At 40.1% G+C, this 14,251-nt stretch carries 17 protein-coding genes; all 17 read right to left on the reverse strand.

The window, feature by feature from the left end; all coding sequences use genetic code 11:
• Positions 1 to 28: 28 nt before the first annotated feature.
• The 17 genes from NON16_RS05655 to NON16_RS05735 all read right to left on the reverse strand — a co-directional run bounded on the left by NON16_RS05655 (position 29) and on the right by NON16_RS05735 (position 14,162).
• Complete coding sequence (locus tag NON16_RS05655; protein WP_257347623.1) at positions 29 to 313, reverse strand: gas vesicle protein K; 285 nt, start codon at positions 311 to 313, stop codon at positions 29 to 31.
• A complete protein-coding gene (locus NON16_RS05660) occupies positions 279 to 554 on the reverse strand; it encodes a gas vesicle protein (RefSeq protein WP_257347624.1) in 276 nt (91 codons plus the stop codon). Before NON16_RS05660 ends, NON16_RS05655 begins: the two co-directional genes overlap by 35 nt.
• Positions 555 to 571: 17 nt before the next feature.
• Positions 572 to 1,378 (reverse strand): GvpL/GvpF family gas vesicle protein, encoded by an 807-nt coding sequence (locus tag NON16_RS05665; protein ID WP_257347625.1) that lies wholly within the window; start codon positions 1,376 to 1,378, stop codon positions 572 to 574.
• Positions 1,379 to 1,387: 9 nt separating this feature from the next.
• Positions 1,388 to 1,645 (reverse strand): gas vesicle protein GvpG, encoded by a 258-nt coding sequence (locus tag NON16_RS05670; protein ID WP_257347626.1) that lies wholly within the window; start codon positions 1,643 to 1,645, stop codon positions 1,388 to 1,390.
• Positions 1,645 to 2,412: a GvpL/GvpF family gas vesicle protein gene (locus NON16_RS05675; RefSeq protein WP_257347627.1), complete on the reverse strand. Its 768-nt coding sequence runs from the start codon at positions 2,410 to 2,412 to the stop codon at positions 1,645 to 1,647. The genes NON16_RS05670 and NON16_RS05675 overlap by 1 nt, the downstream gene beginning before the upstream one ends.
• An 18-nt stretch (positions 2,413 to 2,430) precedes the next feature.
• Positions 2,431 to 3,342 (reverse strand): gas vesicle protein GvpN, encoded by a 912-nt coding sequence (gene gvpN, locus NON16_RS05680; RefSeq protein WP_257347628.1) that lies wholly within the window; start codon positions 3,340 to 3,342, stop codon positions 2,431 to 2,433.
• A gap of 28 nt (positions 3,343 to 3,370) precedes the next feature.
• On the reverse strand, positions 3,371 to 3,637 hold the full coding sequence (gene gvpO / locus NON16_RS05685; RefSeq protein ID WP_257347629.1) for a gas vesicle protein: 267 nt from the start codon (positions 3,635 to 3,637) through the stop codon (positions 3,371 to 3,373).
• A gap of 56 nt (positions 3,638 to 3,693) precedes the next feature.
• Positions 3,694 to 3,957: a gas vesicle structural protein GvpA gene (gene gvpA / locus NON16_RS05690; RefSeq protein ID WP_257347630.1), complete on the reverse strand. Its 264-nt coding sequence runs from the start codon at positions 3,955 to 3,957 to the stop codon at positions 3,694 to 3,696.
• Positions 3,958 to 3,987: 30 nt separating this feature from the next.
• Positions 3,988 to 4,452 carry a gas vesicle protein GvpQ gene (gene gvpQ, locus NON16_RS05695; RefSeq protein ID WP_257347631.1) on the reverse strand — a complete coding sequence of 155 codons (465 nt, stop codon included), beginning with the start codon at positions 4,450 to 4,452 and terminating at the stop codon, positions 3,988 to 3,990.
• A 21-nt stretch (positions 4,453 to 4,473) separates the two neighbouring features.
• Entirely contained in the window at positions 4,474 to 4,938 is a 465-nt protein-coding gene (gvpT, locus tag NON16_RS05700; RefSeq protein WP_257347632.1) for a GvpT/GvpP family gas vesicle accessory protein, read from the reverse strand.
• A 70-nt stretch (positions 4,939 to 5,008) separates the two neighbouring features.
• Positions 5,009 to 5,269: a gas vesicle structural protein GvpA gene (gene gvpA, locus NON16_RS05705; protein ID WP_257347633.1), complete on the reverse strand. Its 261-nt coding sequence runs from the start codon at positions 5,267 to 5,269 to the stop codon at positions 5,009 to 5,011.
• A gap of 561 nt (positions 5,270 to 5,830) precedes the next feature.
• Positions 5,831 to 6,415 (reverse strand): hypothetical protein, encoded by a 585-nt coding sequence (locus NON16_RS05710; protein ID WP_257347634.1) that lies wholly within the window; start codon positions 6,413 to 6,415, stop codon positions 5,831 to 5,833.
• Positions 6,416 to 6,424: 9 nt separating this feature from the next.
• On the reverse strand, positions 6,425 to 7,615 hold the full coding sequence (locus NON16_RS05715) for a ParM/StbA family protein (RefSeq protein ID WP_257347635.1): 1,191 nt from the start codon (positions 7,613 to 7,615) through the stop codon (positions 6,425 to 6,427).
• Positions 7,616 to 8,339: 724 nt separating this feature from the next.
• A complete protein-coding gene (gene lhgO, locus NON16_RS05720; protein ID WP_257347680.1) occupies positions 8,340 to 9,548 on the reverse strand; it encodes an L-2-hydroxyglutarate oxidase in 1,209 nt (402 codons plus the stop codon).
• Between the two features lie 85 nt (positions 9,549 to 9,633).
• Positions 9,634 to 10,926 (reverse strand): Nramp family divalent metal transporter, encoded by a 1,293-nt coding sequence (locus NON16_RS05725; RefSeq protein WP_257347637.1) that lies wholly within the window; start codon positions 10,924 to 10,926, stop codon positions 9,634 to 9,636.
• Positions 10,927 to 11,242: 316 nt separating this feature from the next.
• Positions 11,243 to 11,938 (reverse strand): FadR/GntR family transcriptional regulator, encoded by a 696-nt coding sequence (locus NON16_RS05730; protein ID WP_257347638.1) that lies wholly within the window; start codon positions 11,936 to 11,938, stop codon positions 11,243 to 11,245.
• 175 nt (positions 11,939 to 12,113) lie between these two features.
• On the reverse strand, positions 12,114 to 14,162 hold the full coding sequence (locus NON16_RS05735) for a catalase (RefSeq protein ID WP_257347639.1): 2,049 nt from the start codon (positions 14,160 to 14,162) through the stop codon (positions 12,114 to 12,116).
• Positions 14,163 to 14,251: the final 89 nt, after the last annotated feature.

The raw sequence follows: 14,251 nt of genomic DNA on the forward strand, positions 1-14,251 counted from the left end.
GCTATCCCTCCATTTGGTCATTCTCGGGTTATAATAAGCTTCCTAAAGGGCCAAGATCTATATTCAAATCTTCAGCATCAAGGCCAAAGACTTCTTTTAGTTCATCCATTTTCTCTTCTAAGTTCATTAAGGCTTCACCAAGGTCTTCAACTTGCTGATCCGTCAGAGTTCCACCTTCTACACGCCTCATCGCATGACGTTCGACAATTTGCCTTAATAGCTCGATAACCGTCATGACGAGCTGTGTTAATCCATGTTCTGCATTGTCAGGGTCCAGATTAATCCGTCCACTTGTTTGGCTGGCCGGTTGCATGTACTAATTCCCCCCTTTGTTTATCAAAATGTATCGATGACGTTTTTTCCCGGTTGCCCTCATGAGATTGAACGAGGGTTTCTACAGATGCAATTAGTACACGTAAGTCTAAATACACCAAGTCCACACCGGCAATAGAAATAACTAAATCACCTTTGATTGCTACTCCTTTATCAAGGATGACATCTAATATATCGATAAGTGCAATATCCTTATTTTCAATGGATTCTTTTAGAGACATTTCTCTGATCCCTCATTTCACGAAAAACTGGAGAAATGATAAGCTGGCCATGGACCTGATGCCTCGAATCTCCAGCCTGATTCACCCAATTCCTCTTCTACTTGGTAGACCTCTTCTAAAAAGCGTTCAACCTGAGCAACCGGGATTAAGAAGACACTGTTCCAAGCCATATTTTCCTTAAGACCTGTCACATCCTTACTCCAATTTTTTTTGATAGCGGCATGTAGCGAATATTCTTTTAGCTTTTCATGTACCCTTTCACAGACACGGTTTTTTTCATTTTCAAGTTCTGTCTCAATTAGTTGATCAATTTTTTTGTTTTCGAAAAATTGTCGTCCGCGTGGTAGCTCACTAATTTCCTTCTTTTTCGCCTCAATAGTAGGGTTGTTTTCGCTAACTTGTTTTTTTAACGTGTTGTCGTCACAATAAATTTTCAAATTCCATTCTTCATTTCCTTTCAGAAGCTTAAAGGAATCTTCAACTTTCTCTTTGCTGGACTGAATTGTACTGCGCATGCTCTCTTCATTCTTATAAATTGTACAAAATTTCAATGGAATAATCGTAAACTTCTTATAAAGAGCTGTTAGCATTTCGTGATGGTGGAAAGCTTTTTCCTGTAGCCATTCCGTATCGTTTCCTATCTTATCCTTTATTAATTCCTCTGAATAATCGGCGGGATTAAGATCACTAACCACCGCGGTGATCTTGTTCATAGAAACGGTGTAAATGCTTCCTTTCCCGTCGAATCCTTTAACCGATGGAAGTGGTTTATCAGTTACTTCTTCTGTTGGTAGTAAGCCGTATAAATAGATTAGATTTTCCATCTGATTTCCTCATTCCTTCCGCTTCGTCAACTCTTCCCATTGTTCCATTTCTCTTCGTTTAGCAATCTCATATCTGGTTAATAATTCGTCTTCCTTTTCTTTAAAAACGTCTTCTGGAATTTCCTCAAGCTCATACATCATTTGAAGCTGTATAAGCTTCTGTTGAATGGTTGGAAGGTCATACAGTTCCTTGTCCGCTTCTTCCTTCACCTTTTCACCGACTTTAATGACTAAATTCATCGGCGCGGTTACCAACTTATGCAGCATTAGCTATCCTCAACTTTTAACCTAATATTGACAAAGTTATATGCTGGCCATGGACCTGTATAATTAAAATCGACCTTATCCTTCCATCTTTCATGCGCTTCATTCACTTTTTCATCGAACTGCTCTTCCTTACCCCGATCGATTAAAAAGGAGGCATTTAAGAGCATTTTATCTCCAAGTGGATCATTGGCTTTTGCCGCTTCAGCTGATTCCTCTAATGGTGCAAAGACTTCTGCTTCTACTTCCTTCTTAATCGTTGCGAACATTTGCTGAGCGATACCCCCGAGTTTGATACGATCATAATAGCCAGCCGCCTCTGATTTTCCACGGACGGACTTAGCCATGACTTCGACATCTGGATTTTCATTCACCTTAGATTCAAGCCACTCTTTTTTACCTATTACCTTTAAGCCTAATTCGATTTTCCCTTTAATTTCAGGGAACAGCTTTTCAAACTGGGGGTATAGATTTTCAAGCAGTGCCTCAACATCTTCTCTCGATTGAAAAACGTTCCCAAAGCTTATCGGAATGACCGTATCCTTTTGAGCCATTACATCAGATACTGCATTTTGGTGCATCATCAAATTTTCCCGGTTCGGATGATAGATTTTCTTAGGAACTTCGGCTGCAACCATTGCGGCATCCTTATAGCGGATTGTGAAGGTTTCTCTTTCCTCACCTTCCATTTTGATTGTTCCAAATTCATCATCTTCATTCGTTTGAATTCCGCAGAAAATATAAATACCCATTTTATCCTGTTGGCTCATAGTTCTCTCTCCTTTGATCTATAAGTTGCTGCATTCATCGACGATTAACTGCTCCGCATCCGATTGTGGTTGATCGGAATCGAGACATCGACTAACTGGATGACACAATATATCGATACATAGACGTTGGAAATCTGAATGTCCGCCATCTATGGGAATATCCTCTTCTGACGCAAGCCGAGCTATCATCATCGAAGCTCGCAAGCTTGGTCCGTAACTGCTATTCTTCGTACATTGTTTTCGTAAGTTTGAGACAAGCGTTGTAATTGCTTTTGCCTCATGTTCCTCTACTCCTATTTTCCGGGAAACAATTGCCGTCTCCCGATCAATATTCTTATAATCGACGAAAATGGTTATCAGCCGATCCAACAAAGCATCTTGTGTCTTGTATACCCCTGCATATTCAGCCGGATTACTCGTGAATATAATCGAGAACTCCGGATGCACACGTAAGAAAGGCTCGGTTGACTTTGAGCCGTATAGCGGAAGTACACCCTCCTCCAATATCGATAGAAAAATATTGTTTGTAGTTGGATGAGATCGAGTAAATTCGTCATAAATGAGCGTGTATCCGTTCTTGACCGCTTCAAGTAAACGCCCATCCTTCCAAGATTCCGTTACGCTTTCATCTTTTTTGTACACCGAACGCACATATTGATCAACGACCTTCTTACTCGTATAACCTGTAAAATCGCCAATTAAATCCTTATTGTCTAATTCATGATTACCATGCATAAGCATGACCGGCCGCTTTCGTTTCTTTGCAAGAGCGAGTGCTAATGAAGTTTTCCCGGCACCCGTTGGACCTGTAAAATGAATCGGATAACCTGCTTTCAAATAATGTAATGAGCGAGAGAGGAGGTCTTTTGTCTCAGCATCTTGTATCATCGCTCTAGAATCTCTGTTTACCTTTTCCTTTAAAACAGTCATAATTGTCTCCCTCCAGTCCACTCACTACCTACTGCTCAACGCCAATTGCACTTCTAAAACGTACATCCCTTCTCGTAAATGAGGTTACCTCTTTTTCTTTATTTAAGATGACGTCGTAAGTTCCAAGCATTTCGTCCTTAGCGTATTTCTTCATATATTCCTTCTCTTCAATGACTTCGACCCTGACTTTCCAGCCTTCGTCCTCCGCAGCCTCAACGGATGTAATCTTATGAGGCGGCGCTACATGTTCACTAAAAAAGTCATTAACATTATTCATAATTTCTTTGATTTTCATAGTCGCCTCCACTTGTTCAATTAATAAGAGAGATGGGGGATAACCCCCTATCTCAATTAAATGCTAAATTGCGGACTTCTTCTTTCATTGGATTGTGCCGGAAGACCTTCTTCCTCCACGTCGTCTCTAAGCAAACCAACAGCCTCTGCATAACGTAACCATGTGTCAACACTTGCGATAACAACCCTGGCTTCAATGGTTAGAATTTCAATCCCTACAACGGAAACTCTTGCAAACGCGTCAATAACAATACCTTTATCGAGAATTCGGTCAATTACCTCGGCAAGACTTGAACTATCCGTACTTTTTTGAACAGCCATTTTTACATTCTCCTTTCAATATTTGAGCTCTTACGATCCTAATGTTTTGATATCTTTTGACGATTTAAGATCGGTTGAACTCTTTATTTCCGTGGAACTTTTAATATTCATCGAGCTTTTGATGTTGTTCACACTTTTAATGTTGCGAACACCTTTAACCTTTTCACTACTATCGTTGTTGGATGAGATTTTCTTCTGAAAATCTTCACCAGCTTCTTTCACTTTGCCTAGTTTATCTCGGACAGATAGTAAAACATCTTGGACCTTATCCTTGGCATCCTCTGCTGTACTATGAACTTTATCTGCATTCTTTTCCTTCGCATCAGCCAATTTTTCAGAAGCTTTGTTTGCCTTAGATTGAACTTCTTCTTCAACCTTTTCCTTTGCCTTTTCTTTAACCTTATCCTTCACTTTCTCTTTTACTGGTTCAGGGGCTTTTTTAATGACTTTTACTGCTGCTTTTGTAACAGCCTTTTTCACAGGTTTATCGCCCATCGAATTCCCCCTTTAAAGGGTTTAACTTTTAGCATCCAGCAATTCATTTAACTTTTGTTCGATTCGCTGAAGCTGATCGTTCAAATTCTTATTTTCCTCTTTTAATTCCTTATATTGCGACGAATCTTCTGTTTCTGTATCATCCTGCGCGTTCTCTTCATCTTCTTTTCCTTTAGTTAGACCAAGTAAGTTTCCTTCGTATTTGCTCAAGTAGCCTGATGCCGTTTGGCGTAAAGCCATCATCGCTTGCTCAGTTACAATTTCCTGTGCAGTTCTTCTCAACTCATTCCCTGCCACTCTCATTACTTCTGATTGACCAAGGCGATTTACGAAGTCCTTTCCTGTTGAGGGACTGTATAGCAGCCCAATACCCGCTCCCACCACTCCGCCAATTAGAGTACGATTCATCGAGTTCCGTTTTCCGGTAGGTTGTTGTTCTTTTTTTTCTTTATGTTGTGTTTGCTCGCTTTTCATTTTCTGCGTCATCCCTATCCCCCTTCCTTATTTATTTTGATCCGTCTAGGTAGAGTAATCGTTTTATATGATGGAACCGTTCCTAAAAGCTAAACTGAGAGCTTCGTTCGCCTTGCTGTTCCATTAGTCCTTCCTCTTGTACGTCATCTCGGAGCAATCCAACCGCGTTGGCGTACCTTAACCACGTATCAACACTTGCAATAACGACTCGTGCTTCAACGGTAAGAATTTCAATTCCTACAAGGGAGACTCTAGCAAACGCATCAATAACAATCCCCTTATCTAGAATCCGATCAATGACTTCCGCAAGACTTGAACTATCTGTGCTTTTCTGGATACTCATATAACCTTACTCCTTTCGATTATTTACTATTGAATGGCTTTCCGATTGCTGTTTATCGGTTTAGATGGACTATACCCCCTATGTTTAAGGGTTGAAACACGTCATGGATACAAATGGTTATAATCTTCCATCATTTTCACGTATTATTGTTCCTTTTTAATGGTTTGTAATAAAGCAATCCTTTCGTAGCAACAATCTTTCAAAGTTCACAAGATAATAAAACAAACATAACAATAAGATTACATTTGATAATTTCGGAAAAAAATAAAGAAAACTCGGCGATTGCCGAGCCTTTAGGCGAAGTCAGAGCCGTAGTTGAACTTATACTATAGAAAGTATTTTTATACTTTCTTAACGTGTAAGAAAAGTATATAAAAAGCCTTAGGTTTAACTGCAGGCTTCTTGTTTTTATAATGGAACTAAAGAAAATAGCTTTACAGAAAACACGCTACTATCCCGAATTAAAAATAAAAATGCCACCCCTCAGGTTAATAACATCCTACTACAGTGGATGCACCTAAAGAGTGGCATTTTATAAAAGTAAACATGAAGGTAATCGTGTCATTTGTTCATGCTTGAAAGGAAGTCTCCTAATGGATCATCTTCCTGACTGTCTTCGTTATCGTCCATTTGAGTGTGGAGATCACCTTGTAAATTATCTAAACTTATATCATTTAAATCAGCTTCTATATCGTTCCATTGCCTCTTTTCACCAGGATCAGCTTCACTGTTAATAGGAGGTTCCTCTAAAGCTGGAGTCGTGGCTGCCTCTTCTTGAAGATACAACGCCTCTTCAATGTTTATTGAATTACTATTTAATGAAGCGAGAAGAGTAGTCGCTCTCATGGGATCAATGAGCAACTGATAAAGAATGCTTCCAATAAGCGCTTCAGAATGCTCATGCTTAATCCAATTCCGCTGCTCTTTTGTAAGATGTTTCGGTAATGGAATCGTTACTGTTTCTCTTTCTTTTGAAAGGGTTTCATTAACCCCCTGTAGAACATACTGAGCAATTTTGCTCGAAAAATTTCTTCTCTCGTTTTCCTTAAGGTTTTGTAACTGTTTTAAAAGATGATCAGGTGTATCTGAGGGGATACGAAACGTGATAGACTGGCCCCTCTCAACACCTTTCTTTGAATCTCTCATACAATCACCCTACTTAGCAGAAGCAGTCTCTTTTTTCTCTTCTTTGGTTTCTTTCGTTTGTTTCGTAGACTTACGAATAAAATCAGAAATCAGTTTATAATACGCATTCGCCATCATCCAAATGCTTTCATTCTCGTCTTCAAAGAACTCAATGTTAAAGCCGTCTAGCTTATTATTTAATGATTTCAAGTAATCTTTTAATACAGCGGAACCGCCACCAACAAAGTAGCAGATCTCGGATTGAGAATTCTTCTGCCATACATTTCTTAGGTACCGATATTCCTTTTTAGCAAGTTCTAGAAGAATCCGGTCTGTAATGTCATGAACATTAGTACGACTACCTTTTACCATGATGTGATGTCGATCATTTTTCCGGGTAATAATATCCACAACATCTCGACGACTGTCTAATTCGACACCATGTTTCGTCAGAATTTCATCGCGAATCATTTCTAACGATTCTACTACACCAAGGTTAAATCCTTGTGCCTTATCGTCGTCCACATTGCGATTACGAATGACAGCGATATCTGTTGAAAGACCGCCAATATCCTGAATAAGAATTTGTTTATCAATCAGCTCTTTGTTAATGATATTCAAGTCGTTATCCATTACCAGATTTACATAGGCAGCAAACCCTTCTGGATATACCTTCACTTCATCAAATTTAATATTCACCTTCATGCCTTGGTAACGCGGCGTTACTAAAAACTCGACTTGGTGAACCGATCCTAACAACTGAGAACGGTATCCTACGTCTTTTCCTTCCTTAACTTCTCGAAGGGGTAGGCCTGTACCGAGTGTATAGTTTGCTTCAATAACGCTTTGGGAGTTCTTAGAAGGTTTGAAGCCATCATGATTGACGGCATCCATTGCAATAGATGCAAACAGCATAACTAACGTCTGATCTTCTTCTGATTTACTACTCCCAGGATCCAATTCAGTAGAGTTATTCGTTTTCGTTGCTAGATTTCCTACACGGTAGACAGCGTTATTCTCCTTCAAGGCTGGAGAATGAACACGAATATGTAGGTTATCTAGAGGTTCTTTCTCGTCCAATTCTTCGATTCCAATGACAGGACGGTCCTCCATGTCCCTTGCAATTACATTAGGTATATACAATTCGTTTTCTAACTTACCAAAGTTTGCTTTAACTGCATCATTACCAACATCAACTGCAGCAATTCTAGATTTTGTCATAATATAGTACCCCTCTCAATAGAAAGTGATTTACTAGTTTAAATCTATTAGACATACGTCAATTAGTCAATGCGTCTTTTTTCGTATTCTTTTTTGTGTACATGTGTACATTTTTGTATACTTGTACACAATCACGCAAACATCTTTCATATCAACATGTACACATATTTGTATACTTGTACACGAATTTGCACACATCATGTTTTCTTTTTGTATACATGTGTGCGTTTTTGTATACATCCTTATTTTGGAGTTGCTTTACTGCCCTTCTCTACCTTCGTATCTTTTCTAGTGTAAATTTTGCCCATTAAAATAGTAGTAAACTTTTAACTTAAACAAAAAAATTCAAGGAGAAAAGTGCAAGAAAGGTATTGAATGAAAATAGATGTCTGTTATTAGTTGGATTATGAAACATCAAGGTACTACTAATGGTTTCTAATAAATTATGAGGTTAAGTTTCACTTTAAGGGGATAGAAAGGCCAAAAGGGGAAGGAGATTAGAGAGGGCTCGTTTATAGCTGGAAAAACCCCTCACTTGCCAGAGAGGGGTAGTAAATTTAAACAAACCTTGATAATATTAGACAGTTTTCCCTACCTTCAACCATCCAGTTGTTTATTAGTTTCAGAGTTCTCCGAAAATGGATGGTTCGTTTATAATGGTAGCAAGAGAAAAGCCACAGTAGTAGTATATACTGTGGCAAACCCATCCCCTAAGGCTTTTTTATTAGACCCCTGCCATCGAGCTTGTATGCTCTTCAAAATAGTTGACTATCTTCTTCCCTATTTCAATGGATGCTGTGGCTGCTGGGGAAGGGGCATTGCATACATGGACGGTTCGTTTATGCTGAATGATTACAAAATCATCTAATAGATTACCTTTAGGTCCCAACGCTTGTGCTCTCACACCAGCTTTAGAAGGTTGAATGTCACTCACTTCTATTTCCGGAATAAATCGCTGGACATCCTTGATAAAAGCCCTTTTACTATATGATCGAACCATTTCCTTTAATCCTTCAGACATATTTTGACCCGCAAGCCTTATAAATCCTGGGTAAGTGAGTGTTTCAATCATATCTTTTAAATGGATGTCTGTCTTGTTATAACCTTCTCGCTTGAAACTCAATACTGCATTCGGACCTAGCAATATCCTTCCGTCTGTCATCCTTGTAAAATGGACTCCAAGAAACGGGAAATCTGGATTTGGAACCGGATAAATAAGATGTTTGACAAGATGTCTTTTCTCAGGCTTTAATTCATAGTACTCACCTCGAAACGGAACAATCTTCATATCGGTTTTGATATTCGCCATTTTGGCAACCCGATCACTTAACAGCCCTGAGCAGTTGATAAGGTAGCGGCTTTTGAAGACTCCCTGATTTGTCCTAACTTCAACGCTTTCATCCTTTATATCAATGTCTTCAACCTCTGTATTTAACGCTATTTCTCCACCATTTTGCTTAATCAATTCTGCAAAGACTTCTGCAACTTGTCGGTAATTGACAATTCCAGTGCTTGGAACACGAATCGCACCAATTCCATTAACATGCGGTTCAATCGTCTTTAATTCGCCCTCAGAAATTCTTTCAACCTGAAGTTGATTTTCCACCCCTCTATTGTGGAGGTTTTCCAACAGCGGTAACTCAGCCTCATTTGTTGCAACGATTACTTTCCCGCATATCTCATGTTCAATCCCATGCTCCTGGCAAAATAGAGCCATTTGTTCGTTCCCTTTTCGAGCTAATTCCGCCTTTAGGCTCCCTGGCTTATAATAAATTCCTGAATGAATTACCCCGCTATTTCTTCCTGTCTGATGAAGTGATAGCTTTGGCTCCTTATCCACAAGTAAAATGGATGCATTAGGGTAGCGTCGACTAATCTCCATTCCGACAGAAAGACCGACAATGCCGCCCCCAATAATCGTAAAATCATACATCATTCTTGTTCCTCTCCCTTTAAAGTGTGACTTAAGGTCAGCCAACACCACGTTTTCTTTCTATTCCCTTTAAATGGACCTATTTTTAAAACATATCAATAAGCTTCATAACCCCAAGATATGCAAAAAGAAGGACACATCCGGTTAATACGGAATTGGTCACCCACCCATTCTGATAGTCTTTATCAATTCGTTTTGAATTAAGAAGCCATAGCAGGGAAATCGCTAAGAACGGCATGAACAGTGCCCCTAGTGCTCCATAAATAATAACGATTGCCACGGGTTTTCCAAAGAATAGAAGCAGCATAGGTGGAAATGTGAGCCAGCAGAGATAAAAACGATAGGCTGGATCTTTTTCAGAAACTGGCTTTTCGGTGTTGTTTTTCTTTTTACGAACAATTCGAACAAAATCGGCAAAAAGATAAGGAACCCCATTCCACACACCTAACAGGGATGAAAAAGCTGCAGACCATGCACCGATTAGGAACATCCATTTGGCTACGCTTCCGAATTCTGCGGCAAACAGAGTTGCAAGTGTAACCAAACCTTGTTCCCCTTTAATTTCAACACCAGATCCGAACAGAAATTCCGCACCGACAATTAATAAGGATAATGTAAAGAGTGCAGTAATACCGTAACCTACAGTAGTGTCAACCCGCATCATCGGGACCCATCCTTTTCCTCGCCAGTTCTTCTCTTGAAGCCAATAACCATAAGATGCCATTGTAATGGTTCCGCCTACACCACCAAGCAATCCAAGTACAAGCAATAACGAACCACTTTCAATTTTTGGAATAACAAGACCGGTTAGTAAGTTCCCAACATCGGGCATTACTAGGACAGCTGAACCAACAACAGTGATAAACATAACTCCAATCAATACAATCATGATTCGTTCAAATAACCCATAGCGTCCGGTCCAAACGAGCAGGAATCCAGCTAACCCATGAACAATGGCCCAAGCCCACAATGGCATGATTGGAAACATTGTGGCCATCATGAGGGCACTCGTAGACATTGCTGCAGCACCGTAACTAAATCCCCATAATATCGAATAAACACCAAAATACCCCGTAGCCCAACGTCCAAGTGCACGCCAACCCTCCAGCATCGTTGTGCCTGTAGCTAAGTGCCAACGTCCCATTCCTTCAGTAAGAAAAAATTTTAAAATGGAGCCCAACAGAATGGCCCAGCCATACATCATACCGAACGCCGCTCCAGCTACGAGAGCTGCAATTAAATCTCCGGTCCCAACACCCGTAGCTGCTGTAACAAACCCCGGTCCAACGGTCTTTAGTTTTCCGACGAATGTGGTCGGCGGCACTGGCTGGCTTTGTGTCTTTACTTGTGGATTTTGAGTTACTGTTTCTGTTTTCATCGTAATCCCTCCAAATAACCTCACGTATTTTGTTTTACATAATAACTATTAGTGCGTGTTCAAAAAGGAGGACAAAAAGAGCCGAGAAGTTCGAGGCGTGAAAATCTCGAGGACCAGAACGTATGCTATTAATACGTGAGGACCGGAGAGATCGAACAACGAAGAAATTCGACAGCTATTTTTACCGGACTTTTTGAACAACCTCTATTAATGAAGAAGTTACAAATATCTTTGCTTCACCTTTTGGAGATGATTATGCATCGCTTCTCTAGCCGTTTGTGGACTTCCGTCTCGAATGGCTTCANTAATGAAGAAGTTACAAATATCTTTGCTTCACCTTTTGGAGATGATTATGCATCGCTTCTCTAGCCGTTTGTGGACTTCCGTCTCGAATGGCTTCATAAATGCGAAAATGCTCATCAAGGATCTTCTTACTCTCCCCTGGAACCTTTAAGGTTTTCGCCCGACTTTCTTCTAATCCAGCAAGAAGCTCTCCAGAAACCATATCCATAACCTTATACAACAAAGAATTACGTCCGGCTTTTGCAATGGTCATGTGGAACTGAAAATCCTCATCCGCAGCGAGGGACTTCCCTTTTACCGCTCTTTCCAATCGCTCATAAGCCTTCCGTATACTTTCGATAGTTGTCTCGTCGCCACGCATAGCAGCGTAATAAGCTGCATCTCCTTCTATCGCTTGTCTTAATTCCATGAGTTCGACAATATCAATCGAATTGCTTTGAAAAATCATAGTGATCTTAGCAAGGAGTTCATCTGTACTGTTTTTCAGTAAGAAAACGCCGCTTCCCTGTTTGATCTCTACAACTCCAGATGATTCCAACACACTAAATGCCTCTTTCACGGAGGTTCTCGACACACTCAACGTGGTTGCTAATCCCCGTTCTGAAGGCAATTTACCTCCCGGAAGTATTTCTCCTCTTTCAATTTCCTCTTTGATGTGTTCGACAATCTCATGATACAGGCGTTTCTTTTTTTTAGGTGATTCATTCATGCACAATAATCATCCTTTCATAGCTTCCATTGACAAGTGGATGGTCCAGTTGAATATATTCTAGTATAAAAACGTTTACATTTCAATAAATATTCTGAAAATAGCTAATAATTTATATTCTTAATGAACAATAAAAAAAGCAGAGAGGATTTTCTCCTCTCTGCTTAACTAATGCTTAAACAATTTTACGATTCCAGTGGCGGTGAGCAGAAATCGCTTCAACGAACGCAGTTGCAAATTTCTTCATGTCTTTTCCTGTTACTACACCTGTACTTTTCTCTATTCCATTCTCTTTTAACCATTTGGTGCCTTTATGAGTGGCGCCGATCGGCTTAAAATGAGAAAATGCTTCGTTAATGAAGTACGCTGCATCTTTACGGAACTTTTCGTCTTCATCTTTTCCACCTACAGCATAGATTGCATCAAATAAAACAGATTCACCCGTTAAGAATGTGTGGTCAACTTCAAGCTTTGTTTTGTCTGACCCTTTTACTTTTCCAAGCTTATTACTAACGATTTCAGGTTGTATGCCCTCTGCTTTCAATACATCTAATACAGACATAATCTCAGCCCCGTTAAAATCGTTACCAATGATTACACCGACTTTACGTGTATCGGGCTTTTTCTTTGTATTCTCCTGGCTAAGTGCTGGAGACGTTTTTGTTACATCAGAACCCATCCCTTGAGGTGGAGCCGCACCGATTGCTTCCGCAAATGCTGTTGCTAGTTCCAGATTGACGTTCGCAAACATATCAACAACTTGCTTCTGTACAGACTTGCTCTTCACTTTCCCAAGTTCAAAGCTAAAAGCATCCTTAATGTGCTGTTGTTCAGGCTCACTCATACTGTTCCAAAACAATGTTGCTTGAGAGAAATGATCCTTAAAGCTATCACTTCTACTCCGTACTTTACGACCTTCCACTTTTTCCTGATAATGCACATACCCGCCATCCGCTTCACGTGCAGGAGTCGGTGTATTACCAGCAATTGAATTGTTATGATAACTCACTTGTCCTTGATTAATGGTTTGTCGGCTAATTCCATCCCGTTGATTGTTGTGGAACGGACAGACTGGCTTGTTAATCGGTAGTTCATGGAAGTTTGGACCCCCAAGACGTGATAACTGCGTATCTGTATAAGAAAATAAACGACCTTGAAGCAATGGATCATTCGAAAAATCAATGCCTGGAACAACATGACCTGGATGAAAAGCTACTTGCTCGGTTTCAGCAAAAACGTTGTCCACATTACGATTCAATGTCATCTTCCCGATCATTTTTACTGGTACATCTTCTTCTGGCCATAATTTTGTAGGGTCAAGAATATCAAAATCAAATTTAAATTCATCTTCCTCATCTATAATTTGTACACCTAACTCGTACTCCGGATAATCACCATCTTCTATAGACTCCCATAAATCAAGGCGGTGAAAATCAGGGTTTTTTCCTGATATTTTCTGCGCTTCATCCCAAACAAGCGAATGCGTTCCAAGTATAGGCTTCCAATGAAACTTTACAAAGTGTGCTTTCCCTTGATCATTGACAAAGCGGAATGTATGGACCCCGAATCCTTCCATCATACGCAAACTTCGGGGAATCGCCCGATCCGACATCGCCCACATGACCATGTGAGCCGCTTCCTGATTATTGGCGACAAAATCCCAAAATGTGTCGTGAGCCGATGCTGCCTGCGGGATCTCATTATGTGGCTCCGGTTTGAGTGCATGTACAAGGTCAGGGAACTTCATAGCATCTTGGATGAAAAAGACAGGTATATTGTTCCCTACTAAGTCATAGTTCCCTTCTTCCGTATAAAACTTCGTTGCAAATCCACGTGCATCCCGGACCGTCTCAGCGGATCCGCGTGAACCTGCAACCGTTGAAAAACGTACAAAAACAGGAGTTTTCACAGATGGATCCTGCAAAAATCCCGCCTTCGTATACTCTTCCATCGATTTATATAGTTCAAATTCACCATGAGCAGCAAAACCACGAGCATGTACGATCCGCTCAGGAATCCGTTCATGATCAAAGTGTGTCATTTTTTCCCGAAAATGAAAATCCTCCATCAACGTTGGACCTCGTTCACCAGCCTTTAAAGAAAACTCATCCTCGGAAACTTTTAATCCTTGATTAGTTGTCATATTTTGGCCTTCGTCATTAACTCGAGACTCTTCTAGTTGCTTATCTTTGCTATTTCCATTCACTTTACGTTCGTCACTCATTTATAGTTCCTCCTTGTAAGTGATCTATCAAAAACATCCCATTATCCTCTTACCCCACTGGGAACTTGATAAAACAGGAGAAACATGAA

The sequence above is a fragment of the Pseudalkalibacillus decolorationis genome, from assembly GCF_024609785.1.
GTDB classification, from domain to species: domain Bacteria; phylum Bacillota; class Bacilli; order Bacillales; family Fictibacillaceae; genus Pseudalkalibacillus; species Pseudalkalibacillus decolorationis.

Excerpts from the sequence above, each read along its gene's own strand:
- NON16_RS05655 (WP_257347623.1), bottom strand. The coding sequence starts at position 313 with ATGCAACCGGCCAGCCAAACAAGTGGACGGATTAATCTGGACCCTGAC.
- NON16_RS05660 (WP_257347624.1), bottom strand. The coding sequence starts at position 554 with ATGTCTCTAAAAGAATCCATTGAAAATAAGGATATTGCACTTATCGAT.
- NON16_RS05665 (WP_257347625.1), bottom strand. The coding sequence starts at position 1,378 with ATGGAAAATCTAATCTATTTATACGGCTTACTACCAACAGAAGAAGTA.
- NON16_RS05670 (WP_257347626.1), bottom strand. The coding sequence starts at position 1,645 with ATGCTGCATAAGTTGGTAACCGCGCCGATGAATTTAGTCATTAAAGTC.
- NON16_RS05675 (WP_257347627.1), bottom strand. The coding sequence starts at position 2,412 with ATGAGCCAACAGGATAAAATGGGTATTTATATTTTCTGCGGAATTCAA.
- gvpN (WP_257347628.1), bottom strand. The coding sequence starts at position 3,342 with ATGACTGTTTTAAAGGAAAAGGTAAACAGAGATTCTAGAGCGATGATA.
- gvpO (WP_257347629.1), bottom strand. The coding sequence starts at position 3,637 with ATGAAAATCAAAGAAATTATGAATAATGTTAATGACTTTTTTAGTGAA.
- gvpA (WP_257347630.1), bottom strand. The coding sequence starts at position 3,957 with ATGGCTGTTCAAAAAAGTACGGATAGTTCAAGTCTTGCCGAGGTAATT.
- gvpQ (WP_257347631.1), bottom strand. The coding sequence starts at position 4,452 with ATGGGCGATAAACCTGTGAAAAAGGCTGTTACAAAAGCAGCAGTAAAA.
- gvpT (WP_257347632.1), bottom strand. The coding sequence starts at position 4,938 with ATGACGCAGAAAATGAAAAGCGAGCAAACACAACATAAAGAAAAAAAA.
- gvpA (WP_257347633.1), bottom strand. The coding sequence starts at position 5,269 with ATGAGTATCCAGAAAAGCACAGATAGTTCAAGTCTTGCGGAAGTCATT.
- NON16_RS05710 (WP_257347634.1), bottom strand. The coding sequence starts at position 6,415 with ATGAGAGATTCAAAGAAAGGTGTTGAGAGGGGCCAGTCTATCACGTTT.
- NON16_RS05715 (WP_257347635.1), bottom strand. The coding sequence starts at position 7,615 with ATGACAAAATCTAGAATTGCTGCAGTTGATGTTGGTAATGATGCAGTT.
- lhgO (WP_257347680.1), bottom strand. The coding sequence starts at position 9,548 with ATGTATGATTTTACGATTATTGGGGGCGGCATTGTCGGTCTTTCTGTC.
- NON16_RS05725 (WP_257347637.1), bottom strand. The coding sequence starts at position 10,926 with ATGAAAACAGAAACAGTAACTCAAAATCCACAAGTAAAGACACAAAGC.
- NON16_RS05730 (WP_257347638.1), bottom strand. The coding sequence starts at position 11,938 with ATGAATGAATCACCTAAAAAAAAGAAACGCCTGTATCATGAGATTGTC.
- NON16_RS05735 (WP_257347639.1), bottom strand. The coding sequence starts at position 14,162 with ATGAGTGACGAACGTAAAGTGAATGGAAATAGCAAAGATAAGCAACTA.